At 61.9% G+C, this 25,579-nt stretch carries 26 protein-coding genes and 1 pseudogene; 13 read left to right on the plus strand and 14 right to left on the minus strand.

Annotated features, from left to right (window positions below):
* The first annotated feature begins 548 nt into the window (after positions 1-548).
* From ACQY7R_RS26375 to ACQY7R_RS26410, 8 genes are all read left to right on the plus strand, one after another.
* Positions 549-932: a response regulator gene (locus ACQY7R_RS26375; RefSeq protein ID WP_428308528.1), complete on the plus strand. Its 384-nt coding sequence runs from the start codon at positions 549-551 to the stop codon at positions 930-932.
* Positions 929-2,620: a chemotaxis protein CheA gene (locus ACQY7R_RS26380; protein ID WP_428308529.1), complete on the plus strand. Its 1,692-nt coding sequence runs from the start codon at positions 929-931 to the stop codon at positions 2,618-2,620. The genes ACQY7R_RS26375 and ACQY7R_RS26380 overlap by 4 nt, the downstream gene beginning before the upstream one ends.
* Positions 2,621-2,679: 59 nt before the next feature.
* Positions 2,680-3,528 (plus strand): CheR family methyltransferase, encoded by an 849-nt coding sequence (locus ACQY7R_RS26385; RefSeq protein WP_428308530.1) that lies wholly within the window; start codon positions 2,680-2,682, stop codon positions 3,526-3,528.
* A gap of 20 nt (positions 3,529-3,548) precedes the next feature.
* Positions 3,549-4,121 carry a chemotaxis protein CheD gene (locus ACQY7R_RS26390; protein WP_428308531.1) on the plus strand — a complete coding sequence of 191 codons (573 nt, stop codon included), beginning with the start codon at positions 3,549-3,551 and terminating at the stop codon, positions 4,119-4,121.
* Between the two features lie 18 nt (positions 4,122-4,139).
* Positions 4,140-5,234, plus strand: coding sequence for a protein-glutamate methylesterase/protein-glutamine glutaminase (locus ACQY7R_RS26395; RefSeq protein WP_428308532.1), 1,095 nt, complete (start codon positions 4,140-4,142; stop codon positions 5,232-5,234).
* A 60-nt stretch (positions 5,235-5,294) separates the two neighbouring features.
* Entirely contained in the window at positions 5,295-5,654 is a 360-nt protein-coding gene (locus ACQY7R_RS26400; RefSeq protein WP_152097735.1) for a response regulator, read from the plus strand.
* Between the two features lie 110 nt (positions 5,655-5,764).
* Complete coding sequence (locus tag ACQY7R_RS26405) at positions 5,765-6,265, plus strand: chemotaxis protein CheX (protein WP_428308533.1); 501 nt, start codon at positions 5,765-5,767, stop codon at positions 6,263-6,265.
* A 119-nt stretch (positions 6,266-6,384) separates the two neighbouring features.
* Positions 6,385-7,410 carry a PmoA family protein gene (locus tag ACQY7R_RS26410; protein ID WP_428308534.1) on the plus strand — a complete coding sequence of 342 codons (1,026 nt, stop codon included), beginning with the start codon at positions 6,385-6,387 and terminating at the stop codon, positions 7,408-7,410.
* Here ACQY7R_RS26410 and ACQY7R_RS26415 read toward each other — a convergent pair.
* A complete protein-coding gene (locus tag ACQY7R_RS26415; RefSeq protein WP_428308535.1) occupies positions 7,407-8,510 on the minus strand; it encodes an HD domain-containing protein in 1,104 nt (367 codons plus the stop codon). The two genes, ACQY7R_RS26410 and ACQY7R_RS26415, sit on opposite strands and share 4 nt — an antisense overlap.
* Before the next feature lie 219 nt (positions 8,511-8,729).
* Here ACQY7R_RS26415 and ACQY7R_RS26420 point away from each other — a divergent pair, with 219 nt between their 5' ends.
* From ACQY7R_RS26420 to ACQY7R_RS26430, 3 genes are all read left to right on the plus strand, one after another.
* Positions 8,730-9,626, plus strand: a complete 897-nt coding sequence (locus ACQY7R_RS26420; protein ID WP_428308536.1) for a ThuA domain-containing protein — start codon at positions 8,730-8,732, stop codon at positions 9,624-9,626.
* A gap of 118 nt (positions 9,627-9,744) precedes the next feature.
* Complete coding sequence (locus ACQY7R_RS26425; protein WP_428308537.1) at positions 9,745-9,945, plus strand: hypothetical protein; 201 nt, start codon at positions 9,745-9,747, stop codon at positions 9,943-9,945.
* A gap of 36 nt (positions 9,946-9,981) precedes the next feature.
* Positions 9,982-10,404 (plus strand): secondary thiamine-phosphate synthase enzyme YjbQ, encoded by a 423-nt coding sequence (locus ACQY7R_RS26430; protein ID WP_428308538.1) that lies wholly within the window; start codon positions 9,982-9,984, stop codon positions 10,402-10,404.
* Positions 10,405-10,432: 28 nt separating this feature from the next.
* Here ACQY7R_RS26430 and ACQY7R_RS26435 read toward each other — a convergent pair whose 3' ends face one another.
* The 3 genes from ACQY7R_RS26435 to hisE all read right to left on the minus strand — a co-directional run bounded on the left by ACQY7R_RS26435 (position 10,433) and on the right by hisE (position 12,871).
* A complete protein-coding gene (locus tag ACQY7R_RS26435; RefSeq protein ID WP_428308539.1) occupies positions 10,433-11,260 on the minus strand; it encodes a DUF4105 domain-containing protein in 828 nt (275 codons plus the stop codon).
* Positions 11,261-11,557: 297 nt separating this feature from the next.
* The gene (gene hisG, locus ACQY7R_RS26440) at positions 11,558-12,412 is read right to left on the minus strand and encodes an ATP phosphoribosyltransferase (protein WP_428308540.1); all 855 of its coding nucleotides are present in this window, start codon (positions 12,410-12,412) and stop codon (positions 11,558-11,560) included.
* 129 nt (positions 12,413-12,541) lie between these two features.
* Positions 12,542-12,871: a phosphoribosyl-ATP diphosphatase gene (gene hisE, locus ACQY7R_RS26445; protein WP_428308541.1), complete on the minus strand. Its 330-nt coding sequence runs from the start codon at positions 12,869-12,871 to the stop codon at positions 12,542-12,544.
* Positions 12,872-12,989: 118 nt separating this feature from the next.
* Here hisE and miaA point away from each other — a divergent pair, with 118 nt between their 5' ends.
* Positions 12,990-13,934, plus strand: a complete 945-nt coding sequence (gene miaA, locus ACQY7R_RS26450; RefSeq protein ID WP_428308542.1) for a tRNA (adenosine(37)-N6)-dimethylallyltransferase MiaA — start codon at positions 12,990-12,992, stop codon at positions 13,932-13,934.
* Between the two features lie 13 nt (positions 13,935-13,947).
* Here miaA and ACQY7R_RS26455 read toward each other — a convergent pair whose 3' ends face one another.
* The 9 genes and pseudogenes from ACQY7R_RS26455 to ACQY7R_RS26495 form a co-directional block, all read right to left on the minus strand.
* Positions 13,948-14,952: a polyprenyl synthetase family protein gene (locus ACQY7R_RS26455; protein ID WP_428308543.1), complete on the minus strand. Its 1,005-nt coding sequence runs from the start codon at positions 14,950-14,952 to the stop codon at positions 13,948-13,950.
* 60 nt (positions 14,953-15,012) lie between these two features.
* Positions 15,013-15,510: a cyclic pyranopterin monophosphate synthase MoaC gene (gene moaC, locus ACQY7R_RS26460; protein WP_428308544.1), complete on the minus strand. Its 498-nt coding sequence runs from the start codon at positions 15,508-15,510 to the stop codon at positions 15,013-15,015.
* 134 nt (positions 15,511-15,644) lie between these two features.
* Positions 15,645-18,014 carry a WD40 repeat domain-containing protein gene (locus ACQY7R_RS26465; protein WP_428308545.1) on the minus strand — a complete coding sequence of 790 codons (2,370 nt, stop codon included), beginning with the start codon at positions 18,012-18,014 and terminating at the stop codon, positions 15,645-15,647.
* A gap of 230 nt (positions 18,015-18,244) precedes the next feature.
* Entirely contained in the window at positions 18,245-18,625 is a 381-nt protein-coding gene (locus tag ACQY7R_RS26470) for a hypothetical protein (RefSeq protein ID WP_428308546.1), read from the minus strand.
* Positions 18,626-19,185: 560 nt separating this feature from the next.
* On the minus strand, positions 19,186-19,653 hold the full coding sequence (locus ACQY7R_RS26475) for a VOC family protein (protein ID WP_428308547.1): 468 nt from the start codon (positions 19,651-19,653) through the stop codon (positions 19,186-19,188).
* 31 nt (positions 19,654-19,684) lie between these two features.
* A complete protein-coding gene (locus ACQY7R_RS26480; protein ID WP_428308548.1) occupies positions 19,685-20,053 on the minus strand; it encodes a DUF440 family protein in 369 nt (122 codons plus the stop codon).
* A gap of 93 nt (positions 20,054-20,146) precedes the next feature.
* Entirely contained in the window at positions 20,147-21,496 is a 1,350-nt protein-coding gene (locus ACQY7R_RS26485; RefSeq protein ID WP_428308549.1) for an NTP/NDP exchange transporter, read from the minus strand.
* A gap of 2 nt (positions 21,497-21,498) precedes the next feature.
* Positions 21,499-22,308 (minus strand): DUF5984 family protein, encoded by an 810-nt coding sequence (locus tag ACQY7R_RS26490; protein WP_428308550.1) that lies wholly within the window; start codon positions 22,306-22,308, stop codon positions 21,499-21,501.
* Positions 22,309-22,745: 437 nt separating this feature from the next.
* Positions 22,746-23,276 (minus strand): annotated as a pseudogene (locus ACQY7R_RS26495) (endonuclease domain-containing protein).
* An 86-nt stretch (positions 23,277-23,362) separates the two neighbouring features.
* Here ACQY7R_RS26495 and ACQY7R_RS26500 point away from each other — a divergent pair.
* A complete protein-coding gene (locus ACQY7R_RS26500; protein ID WP_428308551.1) occupies positions 23,363-24,598 on the plus strand; it encodes a hypothetical protein in 1,236 nt (411 codons plus the stop codon).
* Positions 24,599-24,671: 73 nt separating this feature from the next.
* Here ACQY7R_RS26500 and ACQY7R_RS26505 read toward each other — a convergent pair whose 3' ends face one another.
* Positions 24,672-25,574 carry a hypothetical protein gene (locus ACQY7R_RS26505; RefSeq protein ID WP_428308552.1) on the minus strand — a complete coding sequence of 301 codons (903 nt, stop codon included), beginning with the start codon at positions 25,572-25,574 and terminating at the stop codon, positions 24,672-24,674.
* Between the last annotated feature and the right edge of the window lie 5 nt (positions 25,575-25,579).

Genomic DNA, 25,579 nt, shown 5'->3' on the forward strand with positions numbered 1-25,579 from the left:
ATGCTAACCCAGAGATCGGAAATGGGACTTGCCGGGCTCCAGCTGTCTCGAATTCAAGCCAGGAGAATGCGGCAACGCGCAGGCGCGTTCGGTTGTCCGAACGCTCATTTGACTCCGCAAACGCTCGAAATTCGGACGCGGGCGATGGAAATTTCGCCATCCGCCTCCGCTCAGCAGCGTGAGAAAGATCGAGAATGCAAACGTCATCCAGGCTGACGGAGCCTTATCCGGACCAATGGATTGTCAATTTTGACTCTCCGCGAGGTACCAACACGGGGCCGTCCACCAACTTCATGCGGCAACGTGGATATGCGCAAAAAGGCACGCCCCGAATTGATTGACTACCCGCTTGGCGAATGTATCGTTCGTTGCCTCCAAGTCCGGAAAGCTTCGGCAACCGTTCTACACCGACCGCGCCCCTGCGTTCGGCGGAGCTAGCAAGTTCAGTTTGATGCGATCAGACGCCCATTCCGAGAAGTGAAATGGGGATGGATATGGCTGGATATTCGGCCATTTCTGAGCGCAACGCCCCTAATTTGAGTTCTCGTATGGCCCATCGAATTCTGATCGTCGACGACTCGCCGTCGATCCGTCGCATGATCGCGCAATCCCTCTCTGCAGAGGGGTATGACGTCGCGGCGTGCAGCTCCGGCGCCGAGGCGATCGGTGAAGCGAACCGGGAACGCGTCGACGTCGTCGTCACGGACCTCAACATGCCGGAAGTCGACGGGCTGGAGCTGACCCGCCAATTGCGAAAGCTCCCCCACACCGCATCCTGCCCGATTCTGATTCTCACGACCGAAACGTCTCCTTCTCGTAAGGAAGACGCCAAACAAGCCGGGGCGAATGGTTGGATCCTGAAGCCGTTTCAAGAAGAGACGCTTGTCCGCGCCATTCGCAGCGTTTGCCAACGCTCGGGAGCAACCGCATGAACATCGACCTAGAAGAGTTCCACGCAGCGTTTTTCGAAGAAGTCTCCGAGCACTTGACCGGCTTGGAAGACGGGCTGCTACAGCTGGAATCGCGGCCTGAGGACGAAGAGCTGATCCACGGCATCTTCCGAGCCGCCCATTCGATCAAAGGGACGGGCGGCGCACTCGGGTTTACCGAAGTTGCCGGGTTTACGCATCATGTCGAAACCGTCCTCGACCACATGCGTCAGCGCCAGCTGTCGACGACGAGCGAGCGGATTGAGTTGCTGCTCAAGGCGACGGACGCTTTGTCGTGCCTGATTGACTCCGCGAAAGACGGCTCCTCTGCGCCGGATAACTTGGACGAGTTGATTGACTCGCTTCGTCGCCAGATTGACCCTGATGCGCAACCAGGGGCAGCGTCCAGTTGTCAGCCAGAGGAGGCGATCGACGGCCTGATCTTGTTTGACGACGAGCCGGTTGCCTCACCGCAGACGGTTCGCGCGACTGCTAGCGGCGGCGAACCCCAACGCAGTAAAGGCGGCAACAACGCCGAATCGATTCGCGTCTCGGTCGCCAAGGTCGAGGAACTGATCAACCTGGTCGGCGAGTTGGTAATTGCCAACTCGATGGTCCAGCAGGCCTACGCTAGCGAAGAGGCCGATGCCCAGAGCTTGCAAGAAGCGATCGCCGCGATGGACCTCACCACGCAGCAATTGCAGGAGCAGGTGATGGCGGTGCGGCTAATGCCGATCGCCAACGTGTTTCGCCGCTTCCCGCGGATTGTCCGCGATCTCGCCGGCACTCTCGGCAAGAGCGTCGCCCTTGAAATGTCGGGCGAGGAGACGGAACTCGACAAGCAAGTGATCGAGGAAGTCAGCGATCCGCTCACTCACCTCATTCGCAACGCCGTCGACCATGGCTTGGAGTCGTCTGCCCAACGCATCGCAGTCGGCAAGCCTGCCGAAGGACGCATCGATTTGCGGGCGTTCCATGAAGGCGGGAACGTCGTCATCGAGATTGCCGACGACGGCGCCGGCATCAATGCCCAGCGCGTGCGGCAGAAGGCGATCGAGCGCGGTTTGATACCCGCCGATGCAGTGCTGACTGACGAAGAATCGTACAAATTGATCATGCTGCCAGGCTTCTCCACCGCGGAGAAGATCACGGACGTTTCGGGCCGCGGCGTCGGTATGGACGTCGTCAAGCGAAACGTCGAAGCCCTCAACGGCTCGATCAGCATTAGCAGCACGGCTGGCAAAGGTTCGTGCTTCCGCATTCGCCTGCCGCTGACGATGGCGATTCTCGATGGTTTGGCGATGCGGCTTGGCACTGACGTTTACGTGCTGCCGTTGCTCAGCGTCGTCGAATCGCTCCGTCCCGAACCGAAGCATATCGTGAGCGTCGCGGAGCGCGGCGAACTGCTGATGGTTCGCGGCGAGGCATTGCCGCTGATCTACACGCATCGCCTCTTCAACGTGAACGGCCACGTCACCGATCCATGCGATGGACTGGTCGTCATCGTCGAGCATCAGGGCCGCAAGTACGGCATCGTCGTCGACGAGTTGATTGGCCAATTGCAAGTCGTAATGAAGAGCCTCGAAGCAAATTATGAGCGCGTCGAAGGCGTCTCCGGGGCGACGATTCTCGGCGACGGTCGCATCGCGATGATCGTCGACATCGCCGGCCTGATTCGTTTGGCCCTGTAGTCGCTCGGTTGCCGCAAGAATTTTTGAGTGAATGCTTCAATACTTGAACTGAGCATTGTATGTCGGTCGGAATTCAAACAATCTCGGAAGACGACTTTCAGGCGTTCCAGCACCTGATCTACACCGAGACCGGGATTGCGCTCAACGATTCGAAGCGTTGCTTGCTCTCGTCGCGACTCGCCAAGCGGTTGCGAGCGCTTCGGCTGAACGACTACATCGAGTACTACGACTACATCCTGCAGCGCGACCCGAGCGGGACCGAGATGCAGGAGATGATTAACTGCATCACGACGAACAAGACCGACTTCTTGCGCGAACCGCACCATTTCGATTATCTAACGTCGAACATTTTTCCCGGCATTGCGCGGAAGGCCGTTACCGGCGGGCCTCGCAAACTGAGGATTTGGTGCGCGGCGTCTTCGAATGGGCACGAGCCGTACTCGCTGGCGATGACGGTGCGCGAGTTCTCCGCGTTCGATGCGTCTTGGGACGTGAAGTTGCTTGCTTCCGACATCGACACCAAAGTCCTGGCTCACGCCTCGGAAGGCGTGTTCGACGTCGAGGATTTGGCGCCTGTCGGCGATCTGCGCACGCGGCGTTATTTCGATCGCGGTACTGGTTCGTTCGCCGGCAAGGTGCGTGCGAAGCGAACCTTGCGCGATCTGCTGACATTCCGACAGATCAATCTGATCGAGGATACCTGGCAAATCAACGCCAAGTTCGACGTGATTTTCTGTCGGAACGTGATGATCTACTTCGACTTGCCGACCCAGCGCAAAGTCGTCGAGCACCTTACGCGCTACCTGAAGCCCGGCGGGCATCTGATGTTAGGCCACTCCGAAAGCATTCAGTGGACGCCGAACCCCCTGCGCTCGCTGGGACACACCATGTTTCAACTTCCTGAGTAGCTAGCGAAGGGCTCGGCTCCGTGAATACATCGCCTTCCGCTTCGCTCCCGCAGCGTTCGATCATCGTTGGCGACGTGTTCGCTAGCGACGAGCCCGCGCTTGTCGCCACGGTATTGGGGTCGTGCATCGCGGCCTGCATGTACGATCCGGTGAGCCAGGTCGGCGGCATGAACCACTTCATGCTCCCGGAGGCGAACCGCGAGACGACCAGCGCGGCGTTCGGCATCCACGCGATGGAACTGCTGATCAACAAGATCATGCGTTTGGGAGGCGATCGTCGCCGTCTGCAAGCGAAGGTCTTCGGCGGAGCTAATGTGCTGGCTCTGCAGGGCGCCGAACTTCAGATCGGGCAGCGGAACGTGGCGTTCGTGCGGCAATTCCTCGCCGACGAAGGGATCACGCTCGCCGCGCAGCGCGTCGGCGGCAACCAAGGGGTGAAGGTTTGCTTCTACACGGCGACCGGCCGCGCGCTCGTGAAGCCGCTCCCCAATCGCTTGCTCGACGAAACGCTGCAACAAGAAGTGCAGTACCTGCGGCAGACCAAGACAAAAACCGCCGCCGCGCCCGCACCCGACGCCGTCACCTTGTTCTAGTACGAAAGCACCACTCCCATGGCGAAGATCAAGGTCCTGGTCGTCGACGACTCGGCGCTGATGCGCCAGTTGTTGACGAAGATTCTGACGCACGATCCCGAAATCGAAGTCGTCGGCTCTGCGGCCGATCCGCTGATTGCGTACCGCAAAATTCAAGAGCTGTCGCCCGACGTGCTGACGCTCGACGTCGAAATGCCGAAGATGGACGGACTCACCTTCCTTTCGAAGCTGATGGCCGTGCGGCCGATGCCGGTGGTGATGGTCTCGTCGCTGACGGCCCGCGGGGCGGAGACGACGCTCAAGGCGCTTGAGCTTGGCGCGTTCGACTTCGTGACGAAGCCATCGATCGACGTGACGAACGGCACCGCTCAGATCAGCGAAGACATCATCACGAAAGTTCGCGCAGCCGCGACGTCGCGCATCCGCCGTCGTGCGACGGGACCTGCCCTTGCCGGCCCGCCGCTGACGATTAGGGCGCCGAAGGGGCTCGCCGAAGCGACCGATAAGGTGATCGCGATCGGCGCGTCGACGGGCGGCACTGAAGCACTCGCTCGCGTGCTGCCGGCGCTGCCGGGCGATACGCCGGGGACGGTCGTCGTTCAGCACATGCCGAAGGCGTTCACTAGCGCGTTCGCGCAGCGTTTGAACGGACTCTGCCGCATGCGGGTGAAAGAGGCCGAGAACGGCGACCGCATCATTCGCGGCACGGTGCTCGTGGCGCCCGGCGACTACCACATGGAAGTCGTCCGCCAAGGCGCCGCGTACTACGTCAAACTCAATCAGCAGCCGCAAGTGAACGGCTTCCGGCCCTCCGTCGACGTGCTGTTCAACTCGTGTGCGAACCAACTTGGCCCGCACGCGACGGCAGCGATCCTCACCGGGATGGGCCGCGACGGCGCCGCCGGGATGCTTGCCATGCGAGCCGTCGGCTCCTACACGGTCGCCCAGGATGAAGAATCGTGCGTCGTCTTCGGCATGCCGAAGGAAGCGATTGCCTGCGGCGGTGCGGTGCGGGTTGTATCGCTTGAGCGGATTGCCGGTGAATTGATAGCTGGAGTTTCGGGAATGCGTAGCGGCGACGTGCGAGAATCCGCAAGTTCGTCGCGCCGGTGAAAAACTACGACCTACGTTTGACTACTGTTTTGTCTCCTTCTGGATTGCGAGATTCGTGCCATGAAAGTGCTTGTTGCCGACGACTCGGGCGTCATGCGTAAGATCATCATCCGCGCTCTCAACGCTTGCGGCGTGACGGAAATCGTCGAAGCCGGCGACGGCGCCGAGGCGATCGCCAAGTTCGCTGAAACGAGCGTTGATCTGGTCATGACCGACTGGAACATGCCGAACAAGACCGGCCTCGACGTCGTGAAGGAAATTCGCGCCACCGGTTCGACGGTGCCGATCTTCATGATCACGACCGAAGCCGAAATGAGCCGCGTCAAGGAAGCGATCGCCGCCGGCGTCAACGACTACTTGGCCAAGCCGTTCGAAAACGACTTGCTCCGTCAGAAGATCGACAAGTTCGTTTGCGTCTAAGGCCTGCATCGCATCGATTGCCGATGCGTCGCCAGCATTGTTCAACCTCGAGAAATTTATTTCCCACTGCCGACTGTTCGTCGTCTGCGGCTGCTTAAGAGGATAGACCGTTGAAAGCCGAGTACATCAATCCGTTCGTCTCCGCGGCGGCAGAAGTCTTTAGCACGATGCTTCAATGCGAACTGACGCGCGGGAAGCTGACCATCGGCAACGGCGCTCAGCCGACGATGGATATTAGCGGCATCATCGGTTTGTCGGGGCGCGCCACGGGCACCGTGGTATTGAGCCTCGACCGCGCCGTCGCGTTGTCGGCGACGGAGATCTTGCTCAGCCAGAAGTGCACGACGATCGACGGCGACGTCATTGACGCCGTTGGCGAGTTGACCAACATGGTGGCTGGCCGCGCGAAAGCCGGGCTGGAACACCTGGCCATGTCGCTTGCCTTGCCGACGGTGATCACTGGCAAGAACCACGTCATCAGCTTCGGTTCGGCGACACAAACGCTGGCGATCCCCTTCACATGCGAGTGGGGCGGGCTGGTCTTGGAAGTTGGGCTGGTGGAAGAAGCAGAAGTCGCTCCCGCGGAACTCGCCGCGGCAGCGATGGCTTAACCACGGGCCCATGTTGCACCGTTGAGGCGATTCGATAGGGCTGCATGCTCTCTGACGAGCGGTTAAGCTAGGGGCAATCTACCTGCTTGCTTTTTCGTTCTCGTCCGGAGTTGCCTGCTATGCGTCGCATCTGCACGATTGCCGCCCATTCGTGGCGAGCGCTCACGTTAGGGACCTTATTCTTTGCATCCCTCGCCGTTGCGTCTGTTCGGGCTGAGCATTCAGCGGAAGAACCGAAGACGTCGCTGCCTCTTGAAGCGAATCGCACTGACGATAGCGTCATCGTCACGGCAGGCGGAGCTCCGTTTGCCACCTACCTCTTCCACAGCGGGCATCAACCCGTGATCTGGCCGATCCACGGCCCCGACGGAAAGGCGATGACGCGCCAATATCCGTTCGGTGAAAAGCTGGCCTCCGAGAAGGACGACCACCCGCATCACCGTTCGCTCTGGTTCAACCACGGATCTGTCAACGGCCTCGACTTCTGGATGGAGCCCAAAGCAGGTGCCGAGGGACCGCAAATCGTTCAGCGCACGATTGTGGTTAAGGATGATGTTGCCGACGATGCAAGTATCTGCCTAGTCACGACGAACGACTGGACTAACGCTGGCAAGAAAGTATGCGAGGACGAACGCAAGGTCTGCTTCAGCGCTAATGCGGAGGGACGGTGGATTGACTTCGCCGTCACAGTGAAGGCGAGCGACGGCGAACTGCTGTTCGGCGACACGAAAGAAGGCTCGTTCGGCATTCGCGTCCCCGGCGAGTTCGACGTCGACGCCAAGCGGGGCGGCCAGATTCGCAACTCCCGCGGGCAACTCGACGGTGACGCCTGGGGGCGTGCAGCCGATTGGGTCGACTACCACGGGACGATCAACGGCAAGCCCGCTGGCATCGTCGTGTTCGACATGCCCGATAGCTTCCGCCATCCGACTCGCTGGCACGTGCGAACCTACGGCCTGTTCGCGGCGAATCCCTTTGGCAACTCAGACTTTCCTGCGGGCGACCCGCCGCAAGGGGAGGTGCGCCTCGCTAAGGGGGAAGAATTGAAGCTTCACTACCGCGTGCTGTTCTACAGCGGCGAGCGAACTGCCGAGCAGATCGGCGCGATCTACCGTGAGATTACCGCCAAGCCAACGGATCCTTAGTTGCACATGCGGTCGAGTTCCCTCAGGTACTCAATCGCCTCTTCCAACTCCGAAGCAACGACGCCCGGTTTCCTGCCGCCGCGATCGCACTTCCCCAGCAAAATCAGGTCTTCGTAGTACTCGCTCTCTCGCAGACGCTTGTGAGCACGATGGCCAATCGTCTGATCGGCGATGCCGTGCGCGAGCATGTGGTGCTCGATCAGCCATTGGGTTCGCTCGGGGATGAGGTCTTCCAACGCTTCTAGGCCTGCCGCGACGTGATCGTGCGGGTCGATCGCCTTACCGATATCGTGCAGTAGCGCCGCGAGTAGGAACTCTTCGTCGTAGGGCATCTCGTCGCGAGCGCGGTCGAAGACTTGGAGGCTATGGTAGAGCGCATCTCCCTCAGGGTGGTAGGTAAGATTCTGCTTGACATTCTCCAGAGGCAGCAGCAACGCCTGGTAGACCTGGAAGCGATCGACTTGCTCTCGAGCTGCGTCGAGCGCTTCATCGAGATCGACGTCGGGATACTCCGTCGAAAGAAATTCTCGCAGCTCTGCGATGCTCGCCTTCTCGATCGGCTTGCCGGTGATCGAACTCTTGAACACGAAGTAGGCTTCCTTCGTCGAGTAAATCGTCAACTCGAAGGTGAACTCCGACTCGACGTGAATGTGTGTGTACGTTCGCGATTCGTCATGTTTGCGAACCAGCTTCCGCTCGACCGTATAGGGCAAGCCATGCTGCTCTAAAATGTGGCCCACGCCTTCCACGGAGTCGGCGAACACATGAATATCAACGTCCGACCCCTGCCGCACGTGCCCGGTAAGCACGCTGCCTATCAGCCGCGGGCGGAAGCGTTCGAGTCGCTCCATCATCGCGAGCGCGGCCAGCCGCATTTCACGCAGCCGGTCGGTGCGCGAGGCCCCTTCGTGCACACGAGCGAGCATCTGCACCTGGTCACGGATTTCGGCGTTCGACGGTAAGTCGGCCGGCTTCGTCCAGCCGTGGCCGAGTCGCTCCGCGGCCTTCCGCTTAGCACGGTAGTACTCAGATTCTTGCCGCTCGTACATGAGGCGCGCGGCTTCCCAAGCGATCTGCTGTCGCAGCTTGGAGTTTGGCATGCGAGGTGCGCCGAATAGCCCGATGGATTGGCGCGGCGGGCGGGAACGAGGGGGTGGAGACGGACGGAGAAATGTCCGCCTGACGTCGCTATTGTAGGCAGCCATCGGCTCTGGGGCCAATACCGCCGTGAGATGCTACTCGCCGGGGTACGGGTTCGTTAGAATCAGCCTTCGCGGGTAGCCTTTTCTCCAAGATCCAGCAGGTATGCGGAGCATCTGATGTTGCAACGTCGATTTCTCTCTTCGGCAATTCTTGCCCTGTCGTGCGTCGTGGTCGGCGTCGCAAACCACGCACTCGCCGCCGACGCCGAGAAACTGAAAGTGCTGATCATCGATGGCCAAAACAACCACGAGTGGCAGAAGACCACGCCGCTGCTCGATCAGATGCTGCAGAAGTCGGGCCGCTTCGTCGCCGATGTGACGACGGCGCCCAAGTCGGGCGAAGACATGAAATCGTTCCGCCCGAAGTTCGCCGACTACGATGTTGTGGTGAGCAACTACAACGGCGACCGCTGGCCGAAGGAGACGGAAGAAGATTTCGTCGAGTACCTGAAGAACGGCGGCGGCTTCGTGAGCGTCCACGCGGCCGACAACGCGTTCGCCACGTGGCCCGAGTACAACGAAGCGATCGGCCTTGGCGGTTGGTTTGGTCGCGATGAAAAGTCGGGACCGTACGTCTACTACAAGGACGACAAGCTCGTCCGCGACGACGGCCCCGGCCGCTGCGGCGGGCACGGCAAGCAGCACGAGTTCATCGTCCGCACCCGCGAGGCGGAGCACCCCATCATGAAGGGGATCCCCGAGCGTTGGCTGCATGCTCAGGACGAACTCTACGACACCCTCCGCGGCCCGGCCAAGAACATGACCGTTCTCGCCACCGCCTACTCCGATCCCGAAACCGGCGGCACCGGCCGTGACGAGCCGAGCCTGATGGTTCTAGATTTCGGCAAAGGCCGCGTCTTCCACACGACGATGGGCCACGCCGACTACTCGATGGATTGCGTCGGCTTCATCACGACGCTCCTCCGCGGAACCGAGTGGGCCGCAACGGGCGAAGTGACGATCGGCGTTCCCGACGACTTCCCGACGGCAGAGAAGTCGAGCAAGCGGCAGTAAGCTTGCGACTTTTTAACGAATTAGTTCGTGCCGAAAGGTGCAGAGTGCTTAACTGGCACCTCTCTCGAAACGTAAAATGAAATAGAGAGAGAACGCTAGCCAAGTAGGAGGCAAACTCATGGCACACGAGATCTCACGCGAGACGCTAGAGCGTTTGAAAGCCGACCATAGCAACGAGGCCGCGACGCTGCTCAACGATTACAAGCGAGCGGTGAAGTGCAGCGAATTGGTGGTCGTCGACGAGCCCGACGGCACGAAGTCGCTAGTCGAGTTTAACGAGCAGGGCGAGTGCTGCACCCGCCCGTTGAGGCCTCGCTAAATGACGAATGCTAAGCCCGATTGAGGGAGCCGCCGTTTGAAGTCCTTGACCCGCGAACTTTGGATGAACGTCCCTCAACGGCGGGCGATCGTGTCGATCCACGACGACGTCGAACGCCTCGTCCGCGAGAGCGGCGTGCAGGAAGGGTTCGTGCTCGTCAACGCGATGCACATTACCGCGTCGGTGTTCATCAACGACAACGAGTCGGGGCTGCACAGTGATTACGACAAGTGGCTTGAGGGCCTTGCCCCGTTCGACCCCTCGCCGGAACGCTATCGCCACAATCGCACCGGCGAGGACAATGCCGATGCGCACCTCAAGCGGCAAGTGATGGGCCGCGAGGTGGTCGTGGCGATCACTGAGGGAAAGCTGCACCTCGGGCCGTGGGAGCATCTCTTCTACTACGAGTTCGACGGCCGGCGCAAGAAACGCATCTTGGTAAAGATCCTCGGCGAGTAAGTCTCGCTCCCCTGCCCTGCTCTGTCCGCTATCGCCGAATCGCTTGCGAAAAGTCGGCCTGGTTCGCCGCGACGAGGGCCTTCGCATTAACGTACGCCTGCTGTTTCGTCTGCTCGAACGTCCCCGCACGGGCAATGAGCCCTTCGTCGAACGCAAGCTGATCCGAGTAGCCCGGCAGCAGCACGCGGTAGTCGTACTTCACCCGTTGCGGCTGAATGCGGTTGATGTGATCGACGAGGTTTGTCGTGCAATTGTTCGTGAGCGTGTCGTAGAACTCAGGACGGCTGGCGAGCTGGTTGGTGCGGGCGAGGACGTCGACGAGCAGCATCCGCGTCTGTTCCGGCGTCGCCATGGTGCGGTAGCGGTAGACGTTCTCTTTGCGGATGTTCGTGCGAACCTGCACGACGTCGCGTTCGTCGGCCAGCACGTACATCAGCTCGTATTGCCGGGCGCTACCCTTCCAGGCGGCGTACGTTTCGCCCTGCTCTTTGCGAATCTCAATGCTGACGGCCAAGTATTGCGGCGGCCCGTCGGGCGGCGCGAACTCGAAGCTCAGCATCGTATGCGCCAGCCGCGGCATGTTGTCGAACGGCACCATGAAGAAGTCGACGCTCCGCAGCTGATTCAAGTCGTACGTGCGGTCTTCGTGCTCGACGACGTAAGAGTCGTCGTCGAGGTAGCGGCAGTAGCGAACATTGCGGGCGACGAACTGATTGCCGCGGAACTCGACGTACGGCAAAGTCGCTTGATCAGGTTCCCAGTTGCGGTAGTTCGACGGCGCGAGCATTTTCGACGCGGTCGAACAGCCCAGCGAAGCGAGCAGCGCGCAAGCCAGCAGTAGTCGAGCGTGTAGCATGCGCGTGCAGGGACGAGTGAGGGCCGCAATCGGGGACGAGAGAAGCAGCGGAGTCTAGCGAGCGCCGGCAGCTGGCGGCAAGAGACGCGCGGGGCGTGCTAGCATCGCCAAGTAGGCAATGCCGAGCTAATTATTGACAGGATCACAGGATCACAGGATCACAGGATTGCGCGGATTGACTGGATGTAGTTGCAACCGCAAAGGCAGCGATAAACGCTCGCTTTCCTCAGCTATCAATCCTGTCGATCTGCGAAATCCTGTTATCCTGTCCAGTGTTTCTCGAAGCGATCCAACCGACTACAGCCGGCAGTTGCTGATCGCGGTTTCGAGAATCGCCGCCGCGCCGAGCTGCTCCAGCCGCTCCATGATGTCGATCACCTCGCCCCGCTTCACCATCGCCCGGACGGCGAACCAGCCCGCTTGCTCCAGGCGGTTGATTGTCGGGGAGCTGAACCCTGGGGTGATCTGCTCCGCTTCGGCGAGCTTCGCTTCCGGAATGTTGTACTCCAACAGCGACCAAGCGCGGGCGATCACCACGCCTTCCAGGCGGCGGGCGACGCGATCGGCGATGTGGCCGTGCGGCGTGGCGGGATTTTGCACGAGCACCGTCTCGTAGCTGCCGAGTTCGGCAAGCACGTGCAGGCGATTCGCTGCGAGCGTGCTGCCCGTCTCGACGAGGTCGACGATCGCATCAGCGACGCCGAGCGCGATCATTACTTCCACCGAGCCGGAGAGGTTGACGATGTGCGGCGTCGCTTTGTGGCTGGCGAGAAAGCCGGTGGTGATGTGCGGGAAGCTGGTGGCGACGCGCTTGCCGTCGAGATCGGCGGGGCGTTTGACGCCGCTGTCGTCGGGAACGCAGAGGGCGAGCCGACACTTGCCGACGCCGAGCTTGAGACGCGTTGTCACGACGGCGCCGCTCTCGTTCACCAAGTCGCTGCCGGTGATGCCGAGATCGATGGCGCCTTCGGCGCACAGCACCGGGATGTCGTCGGTTCGCAGGAAGGTGACGTCGATCGGCATGTCGCGCACGCGAGCGAACAGGCTTCGCTCTTGTCGGCGAAAGCTGAGGCCGGCGTCGGCGAGCAGTTCCGTCGAGATCTCAGAGAGGCGGCCCTTGCTGGGAATGCCGATGCGAAGGTTTTCAGCCATAGTTGCTTTTTAGCGGAGGAACCACGAAGGCTCTAAGACACGAGGGGCGTCACCAAAATACTCAGGAATTATGAAGCGAGTAGCTTCGTGCGTTCTTGGCGTCTTCGTGACTTAGTGGTTTGTGTTGACTCAGTTGGGCCCGCGGGAGGCTTTCTCATCCAAGCCGGACATGCCGAACCGGCGGGCAAGTTCGCGCTCGACTTCGGCAAGTTCCACGCCGCGGGCCGCCATCAGGACCATCAGGTGGTACACCACATCGGCCGCTTCGCGAATCGTGTGCTGGCGGCCTGCTTCATCGGGCTCGGCAGCGGCCTCAACGACCTCGGCCGCCTCTTCCGTCACCTTAGGGCCAATCTTGGCCACGCCGCCGGCCAGCAGCTTAGCGGTGTACGACTTGTCGGCCTCGCCGGCTTGTTGCCGCTGGCGGATCGTCGCTTCGAGTTGATCGAGGGGTCGCATGGCGGAGACGCGTGCGGGGCGGCGTCTTCCCAGTGAGGCCCGCAGACCCCACAATGGAGGGCCACGAATGTTCAGTAATCCCGTAGTTTAAGCCGCCTCCCAGGGCGAAGCAACCGCCGTGCCTAGCGAGCTCCCCGCCCTCGATTGTTGGTTTCTCACCGGTGTCACTGCGACGGGCAAAACCCGCATCGCGCTGGCACTCGCCGAACGGCTGAACGCCGAGATCATCTCGCTCGATTCGATGGCGATTTATAGGGGAATGGACGTCGGCACGGCGAAGCCGACCCCCGAACAACAGGCGGCCGTGCCGCACCATCTCATCGACGTGGTTGACGCCGACGAGGACTACAGCGTCGCCCAGTATGTCGACGCCGCTCATGCGAAGATTGCGGAGATCCGCGGTCGCGGACGCGAGGTGCTGTTCGTCGGCGGGACGCCTCTCTACCTCAAGGCGCTGCTGCGAGGGTTGTTCGAAGGGCCGCCAGCTAACTGGGAGTTGCGGCAAGAGATCGAGCGCGAAGTGGCCGAAGTCGGCAACGAAGCGCTCCATGCCCGCTTGGAGCAGATCGACCCCATCGCGGCGTCGGCGATCCATCCGCGGGATACTCGCCGGCTGATTCGGGCGCTCGAAGTCTTTCGCGCCACCGGCCAGCCGATCAGCCATCAGCAGATGGAGTTCGACGATAGCCGTAAGGCCGAGGATTGCCGGGTCTTCGTCCTCCGTCGGCCGAAGGAAGAGCAGAATGCGCGGATTAACGAACGCGTGGAAGAGATGGTCGAGCGGGGGCTGATCGAGGAAGTCGAGCGGCTCACCGCCGGCGGTCTGCAGCTTGGCCGCACGGCGAGCCAGGCGGTCGGCTACCGCGAAGTGATCGAGTTCCTCGCCGGCGAACGCGATCGGGCGTCGATGCTCGAGCGGATCAAAACGCGGACACGGCAGTTTGCCAAGCGGCAGGGTGTCTGGTTCCGTAGCCTTTCGGAGTGTCGGTTCGTCGATATCGAGGGCGACGTCGACGCGGAAGTGGTGGCCGACCAGATCGCCAGCTTAGCCCCCGGTCAGTGACCGGGGGAATCGACTAAGCATTCCGAGCGATCACAAAGCGGGCGATCTCCGCCAGCATCCGCTTCGCTTCCGAATCTCGCAGCGTTGCAAGTTCGCCCGCAGCTTCCTGAGCATACTCGACCGCCGTGCGGCGGGCTTGCTCAAGCGCGCCCGACGATTCCAGCCAATCGACTAGCATGCTGTTGTGCGTCGCGTCCGATTCCTCGTACAGCGACTGCAGCCGTTCTGCGTCGGCGGCGGCCGCTTGATCGCGGAGAATGATCAGCGGCAGAGTCATCTTGCGATGGGCCAGGTCGGTGCCGAGCGATTTGCCAGTTGACTGCTCTTCGCCTTCGAGGTCGAGCAAATCGTCGACGATTTGGAAGGCCATCCCCAGCTTGCGGCCGTAGCTCGTGAGGCGATCGACGGTCGCTTCGTCGGCGCCAGCGTAGTGAGCGCCGAGGCGGCAGCAGCAGGCGGTCAGTTCGGCGGTCTTCGCGTCGATGATGCCAAGATACTCGTCGCGGCTGAGCCAGAAGTTGCCGCTGCTGTTCGTTTGGCGGAGTTCGCCTTCGCAAACGGTGTTCGTCGACTCGCCAATGGCCCGGCAGCCGAAGGTCGTCTCCAGCGTGCTCGCCATGTAGAAGGCGTGCGAGAACAAGTAGTCGCCCAGCAAGACGCTCGTGTTATTGTCCCAGCGGGCGTTGACCGTATCGAGGTGGCGGCGGACGTCGGCCTCGTCGAGGACGTCGTCGTGGACGAGGGTCGCCGTGTGGACCATCTCGACGACCGCGGCGAGCGTGTGGTGCTCGGGCGTCACTTCGCGAACGGCTTGGGCCGTGAGCAGCAACAGGGCAGGGCGGAGCCGCTTGCCGCCGATGCGGAACGAGTGCTGTGCCAACTCGTCGATGAACGGGTCAGAGTGCCGCAGCTCCTGCTGCAGGCGGCGATCTACCAGCGCAAGGTCGGCCGCAATCGGCGCAAACAGCCGGCTGAGTGCCTGTCGTGCATCGGCGTCGGTATGGCGAACCTGGCTCATCGATCCCTATTCCTGTTGCTGTATCCTACGCCAAACACGTCTGCGGGCACGAGGGGGGAGTTACTCAGACTTCTGCGAGGGTTCGCCGGAGCGGGCGAAATCGCCGCTGGCGCCTCCCGACTTGCTCTCCAGCTGAATTCGCTCAATCGTCATGCCGCGGTCCATCGATTTGCACATATCGTACACGGTGAGCGCCGCGACGCTCACCGCGGTGAGGGCTTCCATCTCAACGCCCGTTTTGGCGGTGATTTCGGCCGTCGCCTCGATGAGTAAACCGTCGTTTCCTTGGGGAGTTAACTCAAGCCGCACAGAATCGAGCGCCAGCGGATGGCACAGCGGAATCAGGTCGCCGGTACGCTTGGCCGCCATGATTCCTGCCAGCCGGGCGACTTCGCGGACGTCCCCCTTGGCGGTTTCGCGGTCGCAGATCGCCCGCAGCGTCGCCGGGGCCATCCGCACGAGGCCGCTGGCTCGCGCTTGGCGGCGGGTGACCGGCTTGGCGCCGACGTCCACCATGCGACTGGCGCCTGCGTCGTCGAAATGGGTGAACTGGCTCAATGCGGGGGCGTCCTGGCGGGTCGAGGACGCTCGATCCAGAGGGCGGGGGCGTAACCCTCACCATTCTAAGGAATGGGCCGCGATCGTCGAGACGGCAGAAAAAGCCACCAGTGACGCCATTCCCAGTCGGGATGCTACCGGATTTCCAGCGTCGACGCGGGGCGGGCCGCCGTGCGGGGTTCCGCGTCGACGTCGTGGCGTTTGACGATCGACCGCACCGGCCATTCGTGGTTGAGTGCGGGGCGGGGCTTCGCATCCTCGGACTCCGGCGGGGCGACCACCAGCGACGGCTTTTCATCGGGCGTCGGCAGGATTGAGGGCTCAGCGATGGGGGCTGCCTGCGGCGCCGGATCGATCGACGGCATGTCAACGTCGCCGAATTCGCCCAGTTCGTTAAGCCGCGGGCCGCGAGCCATCTGTGGTTCGGGGGCGGGCGCGACTTCGGGCACTGCGAGGCGATCCTGCATCCAGACCTTCCAGTTCGCCTGCACCCGCGGGGCGTGCCACTCGACGGCCGACCAAATGAGGCCAGTAGTGGTCGCCTCGGTCAGCTCACGCGGGTCGAGCACCGCGAGCGTGCTCTCGAGGAGCGATTGGCTGGAAACTTGCTGAGCCGTTTCGAGTTGCACCTTCGCCAGCACTTCGGCTTGGCCGGCGAGTTGGGCGATGTCGAGGTTCCAGAGGCGAGCGGTCCAGTCGTCGCCGGCGGCGGCGAGCCAGCGGCCGTCGGCGGTGAAGGCGAGCGCGTTGAGCGCCTTATCGCTGGCGGTGAGGACGACCGGCTGCGGTTCGACGCCGGCGAAGTTAACTCGCCACAGGAAAACCTTGCCGGATGCATCGCTTGCAGCGAGCCAATCGCCCGCCTTGCTGACGGCGACGGCCGTGATCTTCGCGGCGCCAAGCGGAAGCAGCGTCGGCTCGGTCTCGGCGTTGACGCCTTGTAGGTTCCAAACGCGAAGCCGTTGGTCGTCGCCGGCGGCCACCAAGTAGCGGCTGTCGGCGCTGACCGCGGCGGCGCGAACGGGGCCGTCGAGGCCCTTCAACAGCAGCGACTCGCTAGCATCGCGGCTGGTGAGGTTCCACAACCGCACGGCCGGCTCGCGGCCCGCCCCGCAAGTGACGAGCCACCTGCCGTCATTCGAGAATAAGATCGCCGTGACGTTGCCGTGCCGGCATTGCCGCTCGATCGAAGCAGCCGCTGGATCGCGAGCGGTGAGATCCCACAGCTTCACGGCGTCGTCGACGCCGAGGGCGAGCCAATGGTTATCGGGGCTGATCGCCATCGCTTGGATCTGCCCAGCGTGGCCGGTGAGGGCCATCGACGTGGCTTTGCCGGCGCTGCCGGCAAGGTTCCATAGCTGGCCCAACCCGATGTCGGCGCCCGCCTCGGTCGAGACCGCGGCGAGCCAGTCGCCGTTGGGGCTGAGGGCCAACTGCGAGATCGGTTGGCTCCGTCCCGGAAGAATGACGGGAATGGCCGCGGGGGCGTCGATGCCGAGCGACCAGACGCAGGCTGTCGCATCGCGGCTGCCGGTGATCAGCGACTTGCCATCGTTGCTGAACAGAATGCTCGTGACCGGCTTCTGATGGATGTTCAGCGTGTTCGCCGTGCGCTGGGGATGATCGGCTTGCAGATCCCAAATGCGAGCCGTGCGATCGACGCTGCCGGTGGCGAGCCAACGGCCATCGGGGCTCACGGCGAGCGTGGTGATCGGGCCCGCGTGGCCGCGGAGTTCGATCGCGTCGATATCGTGGCTCCCCGAGCAACGCAGCAAGGAATCGCGAAGGCTTTGGTGGGCCTCGGGAAGCACGATGCCGTCCACATCGAGCGTTGAGCGAATCGCGTTGGTCGAAACCGACACACTACGCCAAGGCTCGACGGCGGCCAACTCTTGCGATTGGGCCGCGAGGTACTTGGCCGTCACGGCGCGAACGTCGCGCTGGGCGGCGAGTCGCTTGGCTTCGGCGTCGGTTCGCTGCAGTTCCAGCCGCTGCTGTTGTTCGAGCAGTCGTTGCGTTTCCGCTTGTTGGCGGGACTCGACGGTTTGCTGCTGAAGGGCGAGCTTGTCGCTGGCGGTGTGATAGCCGAAGTAGCCCGAAAGCATCGCGATGGCGAGGGCCGCGGTGCTGGCTACGCCGCCCGCGAGGGCTAACTGACGACGGCGGGCCGAGGCTTGCTTGGCAGCAAAGTCGGGCGCCGGCAGGATGGGGCCGGGCGACTTCTGCAGCCAGTGAACGGCGTCGTCGTGATCGCTCGCGGCGGGCGGGGCGATCGCGAAGTCTTCGATGTCGAGCGTGGGACGCTGCGGCGCCACGTCGACGGTGCAAGCCAAGCCGCAGGAGTCGCAGACGACGACCTGCGGGCTCGACTGCGGGTCGAACTCCATCAGCTCATTGCAAAGCGGGCAGCAGCGCACGATGTGCAGCTCCGGCGCGTCTGGGCGGCGCGTGCTGTCGGAAGAACCAGTGTTCGAGCGGCCTGCCATATCTCGGCTACTACCCATGCTGTCGCGCGATCCCGCAAGAACCGAGCCTCCGTCAAATACGGAGTGTTCGTCTCAACGATCATCGGCTGCATGGCGCCGGCGCCCGCCGAAAAATGCATGAGGCCGGTAGATTCGCTAAAACCGGACCACGTTTAGAGGGATTGTCGCATCTTGGACGTCGCGCAGCGCGACGCGACGCGTGTGCGGTTACCCACTGGCGCGGACGCGCCGATCGACCGTCGAATCGCTCAAGCAGCGCGGCGAATCGGAATGATCCGCTCTTCTTTGCCGCGGAGGCGATCGACCGCTTCCGGCCGCTTCGTGGCGGTCGGCGCCTTCGGGGCGCTGAGCGAGTCGATCAGTTCGTTCATCGAGAGCGAACGGTTGTCGATTTCGAGCGGGGCCTCGCCCTGCGGATCGCAGAAGAGGTCGACCGTCGTTTCGTCGAGTCGCAGCACGTCGAGTTCGCGGAGCAGCCCGTCCATCACGGCCTGGCGGACCAGGTGGCCGCGCGTGGCTTGGGCGTCGGCGCCGCCGTCGCCGAGGGAATCTAGGGCGCGCTTGGCGAGTGCGGGAAGATACTCGGTCGGAATTTCAATCGTCCGGGGGACGTAGATTTTCAGTTGCATCGTTCCCTCACGAAATCGAGGCGGCCCTAGCTGAACGGTCCGCACGCAATGAGATGTATGGAGCAGGCGAGCGGCCTATGGCCGATCCCGACGCGCCTCCAAAAGTGGGCCGTCGGAATGAGTATCGGCTGAGCAGGTTGTAGGGATTGCATCGAAATCGATGAAATCGTTGAACTGCCAGCGAGCGGCTCGCGTTGCGTGGGCCATCATGCGGCGGTTTGTTTCGTCGTTGTATCTGTCACTTCATAGGGAGAGTGCGATTTTTGGCGACAGAATTCAATCGCTGTTAAGTCCTTTGTGTGTAATTAGTTGCGAGTTTTGTTGTCGCGGGTTTTGTCGTTTCTGTGGTGACAAAATGGTGGGTTCACCCCAGTTTGCTGTGCGGCCTTTTAGGAAGGGCTACTGACATTCGGCGCGGTGAGCGGAATCGGCGTCGGAGACGCCTCCCACAAGGAGGTGCTCCGCAGGCTGAGCCGTTCACCGATCCGTTCAAACTCGCTGGTTTGTATACGGACGTTCAGTGTAGCGAGCTGGGTGGCCAATTGCAATCGGATTGGCGCCTAATCGAGCGGATTCTCGCGGGAGGCTTGCTGCCCTAATTGCTCCGCAAGACCGATGAGGATGCCCTCGGGGCCGCGGATGTAGCAGAGGCGGTAGGCGTTCGCGTACTGAACGACTTCGCCGACGACTGTTGCGCTACGCTTGGCGAGGCGGGCGAGCGTGTCGTTGAGATCCTCCACGGCGAACATCACGCGCAGGTAGCCGAGCGAGTTCACCGGGGCGGTGCGGTGATCGGCGACGACCGGCGGGGCGTCGAAGCGGGAGAGTTCGAGCCGACTGTGGCCATCGGGCGTTCGCAGCATGGCGATCTCGACGCGCATGTCGGGTAGGCCGGTGATGCGGTCGGCCCAATCGCCGGCGATGGGAGCGCGGCCTTCGAGTTCGAGGCCCAACTCGACGAAGAACTCGATGGCGGCGTCGAGGTCGGCGACGACGATGCCGACGTTGTCCATACGTTTGACTGTCATGAATGTGTCCTTGGCACGCGATGACCGCTCATTACGTGATAGTAATGTCTTTTGGAAAGAGCTGCTCGCCGCTGTATGGCGGCGTTGGCGGTTTCCATTTGATCCAAACTGTTTCAGTCGCTCGATCTCGACTCACTAGAAGACGCGCAAAATATTTCTCGATGTAGGGGAATTCCTTCGAAGGATGGTATAGCTTGATCTCATAGAACAAGCGTGGATCGGGTACAAACCCAGTATCTGCTTCCCAGTCGTCTCCAAACGATCCGCCTGCCGTGGCTCCGTGCTCGATCATTTCTCGCAACTCATCCTCAGACAAGTACTCCTTGGCCGATGCGTGAAATGCTTGTAGAGCTACAGTCTTAGCATCATTGAGCGTACGACGTTTGTACTGATGCGACATAGGATTGAAGGTCGGGCTGTTTGTTGTTGATGGTTTGCGGAGGTCGTGTCACCGCTTCTCACTGGCGACACGCCAGTGGCACCCCGCTTGTACTCAGTTGGGGAGGTCGTCTTTAGCTTTGGCTCGTGCCGTTTGCTCTCGGCCTAGCCAGGCGCCGAGGGCCATCCATACGCCGACGAGCGGGAGGATCGCCATCGCGGCGGCGCTCGCACTGAAGCGGCCCAGGGCGTCGACCACATTCGCGGCGGCGACGTCGCTGCCGCGGAAGACGGCGGTGTCGATGAACGCTTTCGATTCGTACTTTTCCGTACGGCTCACCACGGTGAACAGCACTTGTTGCGCGGGGACGAGCAGGCCGTAGCCGACGATTTCTTGGACCACCTTGGCGACCATCAGCGGCCAGAGCGTGGCGTCGAGCGACAGCCAGACGAACAGGCCGACGATGACGCCGCAGGCCGCGGCGAGCGTGGCGCCGACGCCGACGAGTCGCATCAGCGCGGCGGCGAGAAGGGCTTGGAACGCGAGCGTACCGCTTTGCGAGTAGAAGTTCATTGCCGAGAAGAGCTCGGTGCGCTCGGCGACCGCGAGTCCTTCCTCGCGGAGCGTATGTTGAAAATTGTTGTAGACGAACGTCGCGGCGAATTTGCCGATGGCGGTGAACGCCCAGATCATCAGCAGGTAGCGGGACGAGAGCACGGTGCGGAGGCCGGCGAGGAGCGAGCCGCTGGAGGGGGGCTTGCTGTTGGCGCTGTTTGAACTGTGAGATTGTGGTGACTTGTGGGAGGCGTCTCCGACGCCGATTTCGCGCTCCACTTCAGTTCTCTGCGGCCCGCTAACCGGCTTCGGGGTCGGAGACCCCTCCCACAAAGAGCCTCTTGCAAACTCTTCGCGCGAGGCGAATCGCAGTAGGAGCCAGGCCGTAGCGATCGCGAGTTCAAGCGCGCCGATCGCGACGACCATTAGCCATTCGAGCCCCAGTCGCTGCGCGGCGACGTGGCCGACGAGCGAGGCGACGATCGAGCCGACGGTGCCGGCCGCGGCCATGGCGCCGAACCAGCTCTTTCCCTCCTCGGCGGAAAAGAGGTCGGCCATCACGCTCCAGAAGACGGCGACGACGTAGAGGTTGAAGACGCTCACCCACACGAAAAAGGCGTTGCGAAGCCACTCGGTTTCGCCGTCGCCGCGGGCGAGCAGCAGGGCGAACACGACGAGGCAAGCGACGAAGAATTGGTAGACGCCGAAGACGAGTTGTCGCCGCGTCGTGCGGGCGACGATCCGCCAGTAGAGGGGGAGGGCAGCGGAGGCGGCGAGGAACGTGGCGAGGTAGAGGGGGCCGAAGAGGCGGGTTTCGGTGGCGAGGGCGTCGCGGACTGGTTTCAACACGTAGTAGGAGAAGAGGACGAGGAAGAACCAGAGGGCGGAGAGTAGGAGGCGGGTAGGCATATTTAGACTCGCAATCCCTTCTTCTGGGCGATTGCCAGTAGAGCATTTTCAGTTTCATGCCAGGGGACTTCAGGTTGATACTCGCCGAAGTAGGACGCGAATTCGGCGCGCCACGTCTCGTGCTGCTCATGCAGGGAACTAGTGCTCACCTCGACTTGCGGCTTCATTGCTCCGACCTCAATTCCTGCAATACGCTCGTGCATGGCGGAAAGCAAACGTCGCATCAAGTCTCGACATTCTTCTAGAAAGGCTTCGACCGACATGACACAGACACCTTGTTGAGCCGTCCAAACCGGGAGGCCGTCGATGCTTCGTTCGCGGTTGTCCCAGTGAATTCGCAACTCAGGACCAATTCGCACGAATTGAACTTTTGGGCACTCCACTAGGTATGAGGTCGAGGGGGAGCGCTCGCCAAGCCATTGCCACGCGTCCAACCAGAGATCGTCCACTGCTTGCACGTCGTCAAGTGGCTTCTCAAGCTCCATCAAGAGTTGCCAATTAGAGGCAAGCCGCTCAATTCTTGGGGGAAGGGGAGCAACGGCAGCCGCGACGCAGCTCAGTATTGATCGTAGGAAGGCAGCAACCTGATATTCGGCTTCTCGCTCCGAGCTTCCCCATTGGGACAGTATCTCGTCGCTGTAGCGAAATAGGACTTGATCGCCAACAATCATCCGGAACTGGCCGTCGGTTAAGGCAAACCAACTTAGACTGTGAGCCCCTGGCTCTCCCCAAGGCAATATGTCTTCCACGCTTTTAAGCTCAAATTCAAATATCGCCATGCCCGGGATTCTAATGTTGTCGTAGGTGGCCATCAAACACTTGGCGCACGTGTCGATTGCTCCCTCACAGGGAAGGAGATTGCCGGGCGCCACTGGCGTGCCGCCAATAAGAAGCGTTGGTGGAATATGAGCGTCGTTGGAGCTACAAGCCGTTTGGGGGGGCTTGCTGACTGTGCGGCAGGTTCATGCGGTGTACCCGCTTCTTCCCCCCTCCCTAGCCCTCCCCTCCAGGGGGAGGGGACCAGAGAAGGTTGGTAGGTTAGTGGGGAATGTTGTTGTGTGGTGTTGATTCCGTCGAGAGAGGGGACCAGATGATTAAGGGTCGGGCGGCGCTCTGCGGGCTGATCCTCGTTGTCTCTGTTGCTCGCACTCCAACTCTACTCAGTCCCATCCGGCTCCCTCCCCCTGGAGGGAGTAACGAGCACGGTCGCCAGCGGCGATCGAGCGCAGGCGGTAGTCCGTGCGTAGCACTAGGTTGGGGAGGGGGGCGGCAGCGGCGTTGGCGTGGCCACTTCAATCGCCTGCCGAATCGCATCGACCACGCGGTGCACGTCCTCATCGATCTCGTGATTGCGGAAGCGAATCACGCGGTAGCCGCGTTCGGCGAGCTAGGCGGTGCGCCTCGCATCATGCTCCGCGGCTGCCGGTTCGAGATGTTGCGGGCCGTCGAGTTCGACGATGAGCCGTTGTGCAAGGCAGATGAAGTCGACGATGTAGGGGCCGAGCGCGGCTTGGCGGCGGAATTTGTGGCCGTTGAGTTGGCCAGCGCGTAACAGGAACCACAGACGTTTTTCAGCGCCGATTGGCTCATTGCGGAGCCGGCGGGCGAAATCTCGCTGGTCTTCGTCGCGGTACATGGAGAGTATTGTATCGCCAATCGAGTACGGCATGCGCCTCCATTGTGGCTTTCTCGCTTGCCATGCGGGCGAGAGGAAACTGATTTGAAAGCGTGTACCCGCCGCGTTCCGGGCGGCGAGTTCCCGGCCTCGACGACACGGCATTGGACACGAAAAGGATGCTATGGTAGTTTGAGTCTGGCTATTCAAGACTCTGCTATGATCTTCTCCGTGATTGAAAGGACCGACTCATGAAGGTAGATGCGGCTTTCCGGATCCTGACCCTTGTATTGCTCTTGCCGGCGGCTGCTCAAGCTGCTGTGGGGAGCCAACTCGCCAAGCTCACGCCTAGCGACCCGAAGGGGTCGGGCTATTTTGGATCGTCCGTCGATATCAGCGGGAACACGGGAATCGTCGGGGCGTATGGCGCCGGGAGCGCGTATCTATTCGACGCCTCTTCGGGTTCGCAGCTTTTCAAACTCACGGCCAACGACGCTGCGGCGGGCGACTTGTTCGGCTCGTCCGTTGGGATCAGCGGCAATCGGGCCATCGTGGGGGCCTACCAAGATGACGACAAGGGCGCCGATTCCGGGAGCGCCTATCTATTCAACGCCACGTCTGGTTCCCAACTTAATAAACTAGTGGCGAGCGACGGCGCGGCGGGCGACCATTTCGGCTCTTCCGCGGCAATTAGCGGCAATGTCGCGATCGTCGGAGCGGCCCTGGATGACGACAAGGGGGCAAGTTCTGGGAGCGCGTACCTGTTCAACGTCACGTCTGGCGCCCAGCTGGCCAAGCTGACTGCCAACGACGGGGCTGCAAGCGACTTTTTTGGCGCTTCCGTGGCGATTAGCGGCAACGTTGCGATCGTGGGGGCGTATGGCAACGACGACAACGGGAGCAGCTCGGGGAGTGCGTATCTGTTTGACGTTACCACTGGTACGCAGCTTTTCAAACTCACCGCGAACGACGCCGCCGCGAGCGATAGTTTCGGGTGGTCCGTGGCGATTAGCGGCAACACGGCGATCGTGGGGGCGTACTACGACGAGATCAACGGCTCCAGGACTGGAAGCGCGTACTTGTTCGACGTTGCTTCTGGGACGCAACTTGCCAAACTGACGGCCAACGACGGCGCCTTCAACGACAGCTTCGGCATCTCCGTTGGCATCAGCGGAAACATTGCCGTCGTCGGAGCGACCGGGGATGGCGATCTCGGCGCGTTGTCTGGAAGCGCGTATCTGTTCGATATTACGTCTGGCGTGCAGCTCGCTAAGCTCACGGCGAGCGACGGGGCGGCCAATGACAGATTCGGCAACGCTGTCGGTATCGGCGGCGGGAAGGCCATCGTCGGCGCGTATTCTAACAGCGACGGTGACGGACTTTCCGGCACCGCCTATCTATTTAGCGCCGTTCCCGAGCCTAATTCGTTGCTGCTAGGCGCGTTGTCGGCAGGCGGCCTCTTAGCGACGCTCGGACGTCGCCGGTAGGGCGTGTTCGCAGAGCATGCCTGCGAGCTGAGGGGACTAGAAAGTGTTGCGGGCCGAGTGCGGCCTGGCGGCATTAGGATCTCGAACGCGGCTGCGTGTCGCGAGAAATTCGCAACGGCCTGATCGAGATCAACGCAGTCGCGATTAAGAGCATGGCGGCAGGCTCGGGGACGGGCGTCGCTGCGGATGCACTCGATGCTCCGGCGCCGTAGTTGGCCTTCCAATCGTCGAGGCTGCCGACGCTGGGATTGCGTTGCCACGCGAGGAAGTCGGCGCCATCGACGAGGCCGTCGAGGTTGAAATCACCGGCAGGCGGCGCCGGAGCAGCGGCAGCGAGCGTGCCGGTGACGGCCCATTCGTAGCGGATGTTGCCGTTGCCGGCGTAGAGCTGATACAGCGGACTGAAGGCGGTATCGTCGACGGCTAACGTGAAGACGTTGTTCACGACGTTGAAGACGCCCGTGTAGACGAGTGCGTCGTCGACGGCGGACTCGATGGTGAACTTGATCTCGCTCGTGAGATTGATCGTGGGCGCGGCGGCGCCGTTGAGCGTGACGCTCCCGGAAAAGGCGCCGAACGACGTGGCGTATGGGGAGGCCGACGCGATCGCCTGGTAAAAGGTGAAGCGGCCGGGCGCGACGTGGGGGGAGAAGTTGAACGTGAGCCCCGTGACGGCGCCGGTGCTGGAGTCGTACTCGATGGCGCCGAGGTCTTGGAAGTTCTGCTTGTTGGGGAACGCGGTTCCGCCGCCGCCTTGCGGCACGTAGTTTGGCAGGGAGGCGTAGTTGAACGCGCCGTCAGGGAACGGGACGCGCGAGCTCGCGCGCGTCTGGCCAAGTTCCCAGAAGGCGTCTTGGACGTGCTCGATGAAGCGGCTGCCGTTGTTCGCGGTGGCGTTGATTTCCAGCGTGGCGCCGATGGCGGAGCTCGCGACTACGATGGCGAGCGTGGCGCCGGCGAAGGCTCGAAGTTGCATGCGTT

The sequence above is a fragment of the Lacipirellula sp. genome (genome assembly GCF_965279485.1).
In the GTDB taxonomy this organism is placed as follows: Bacteria; Planctomycetota; Planctomycetia; order Pirellulales; family Lacipirellulaceae; genus Lacipirellula.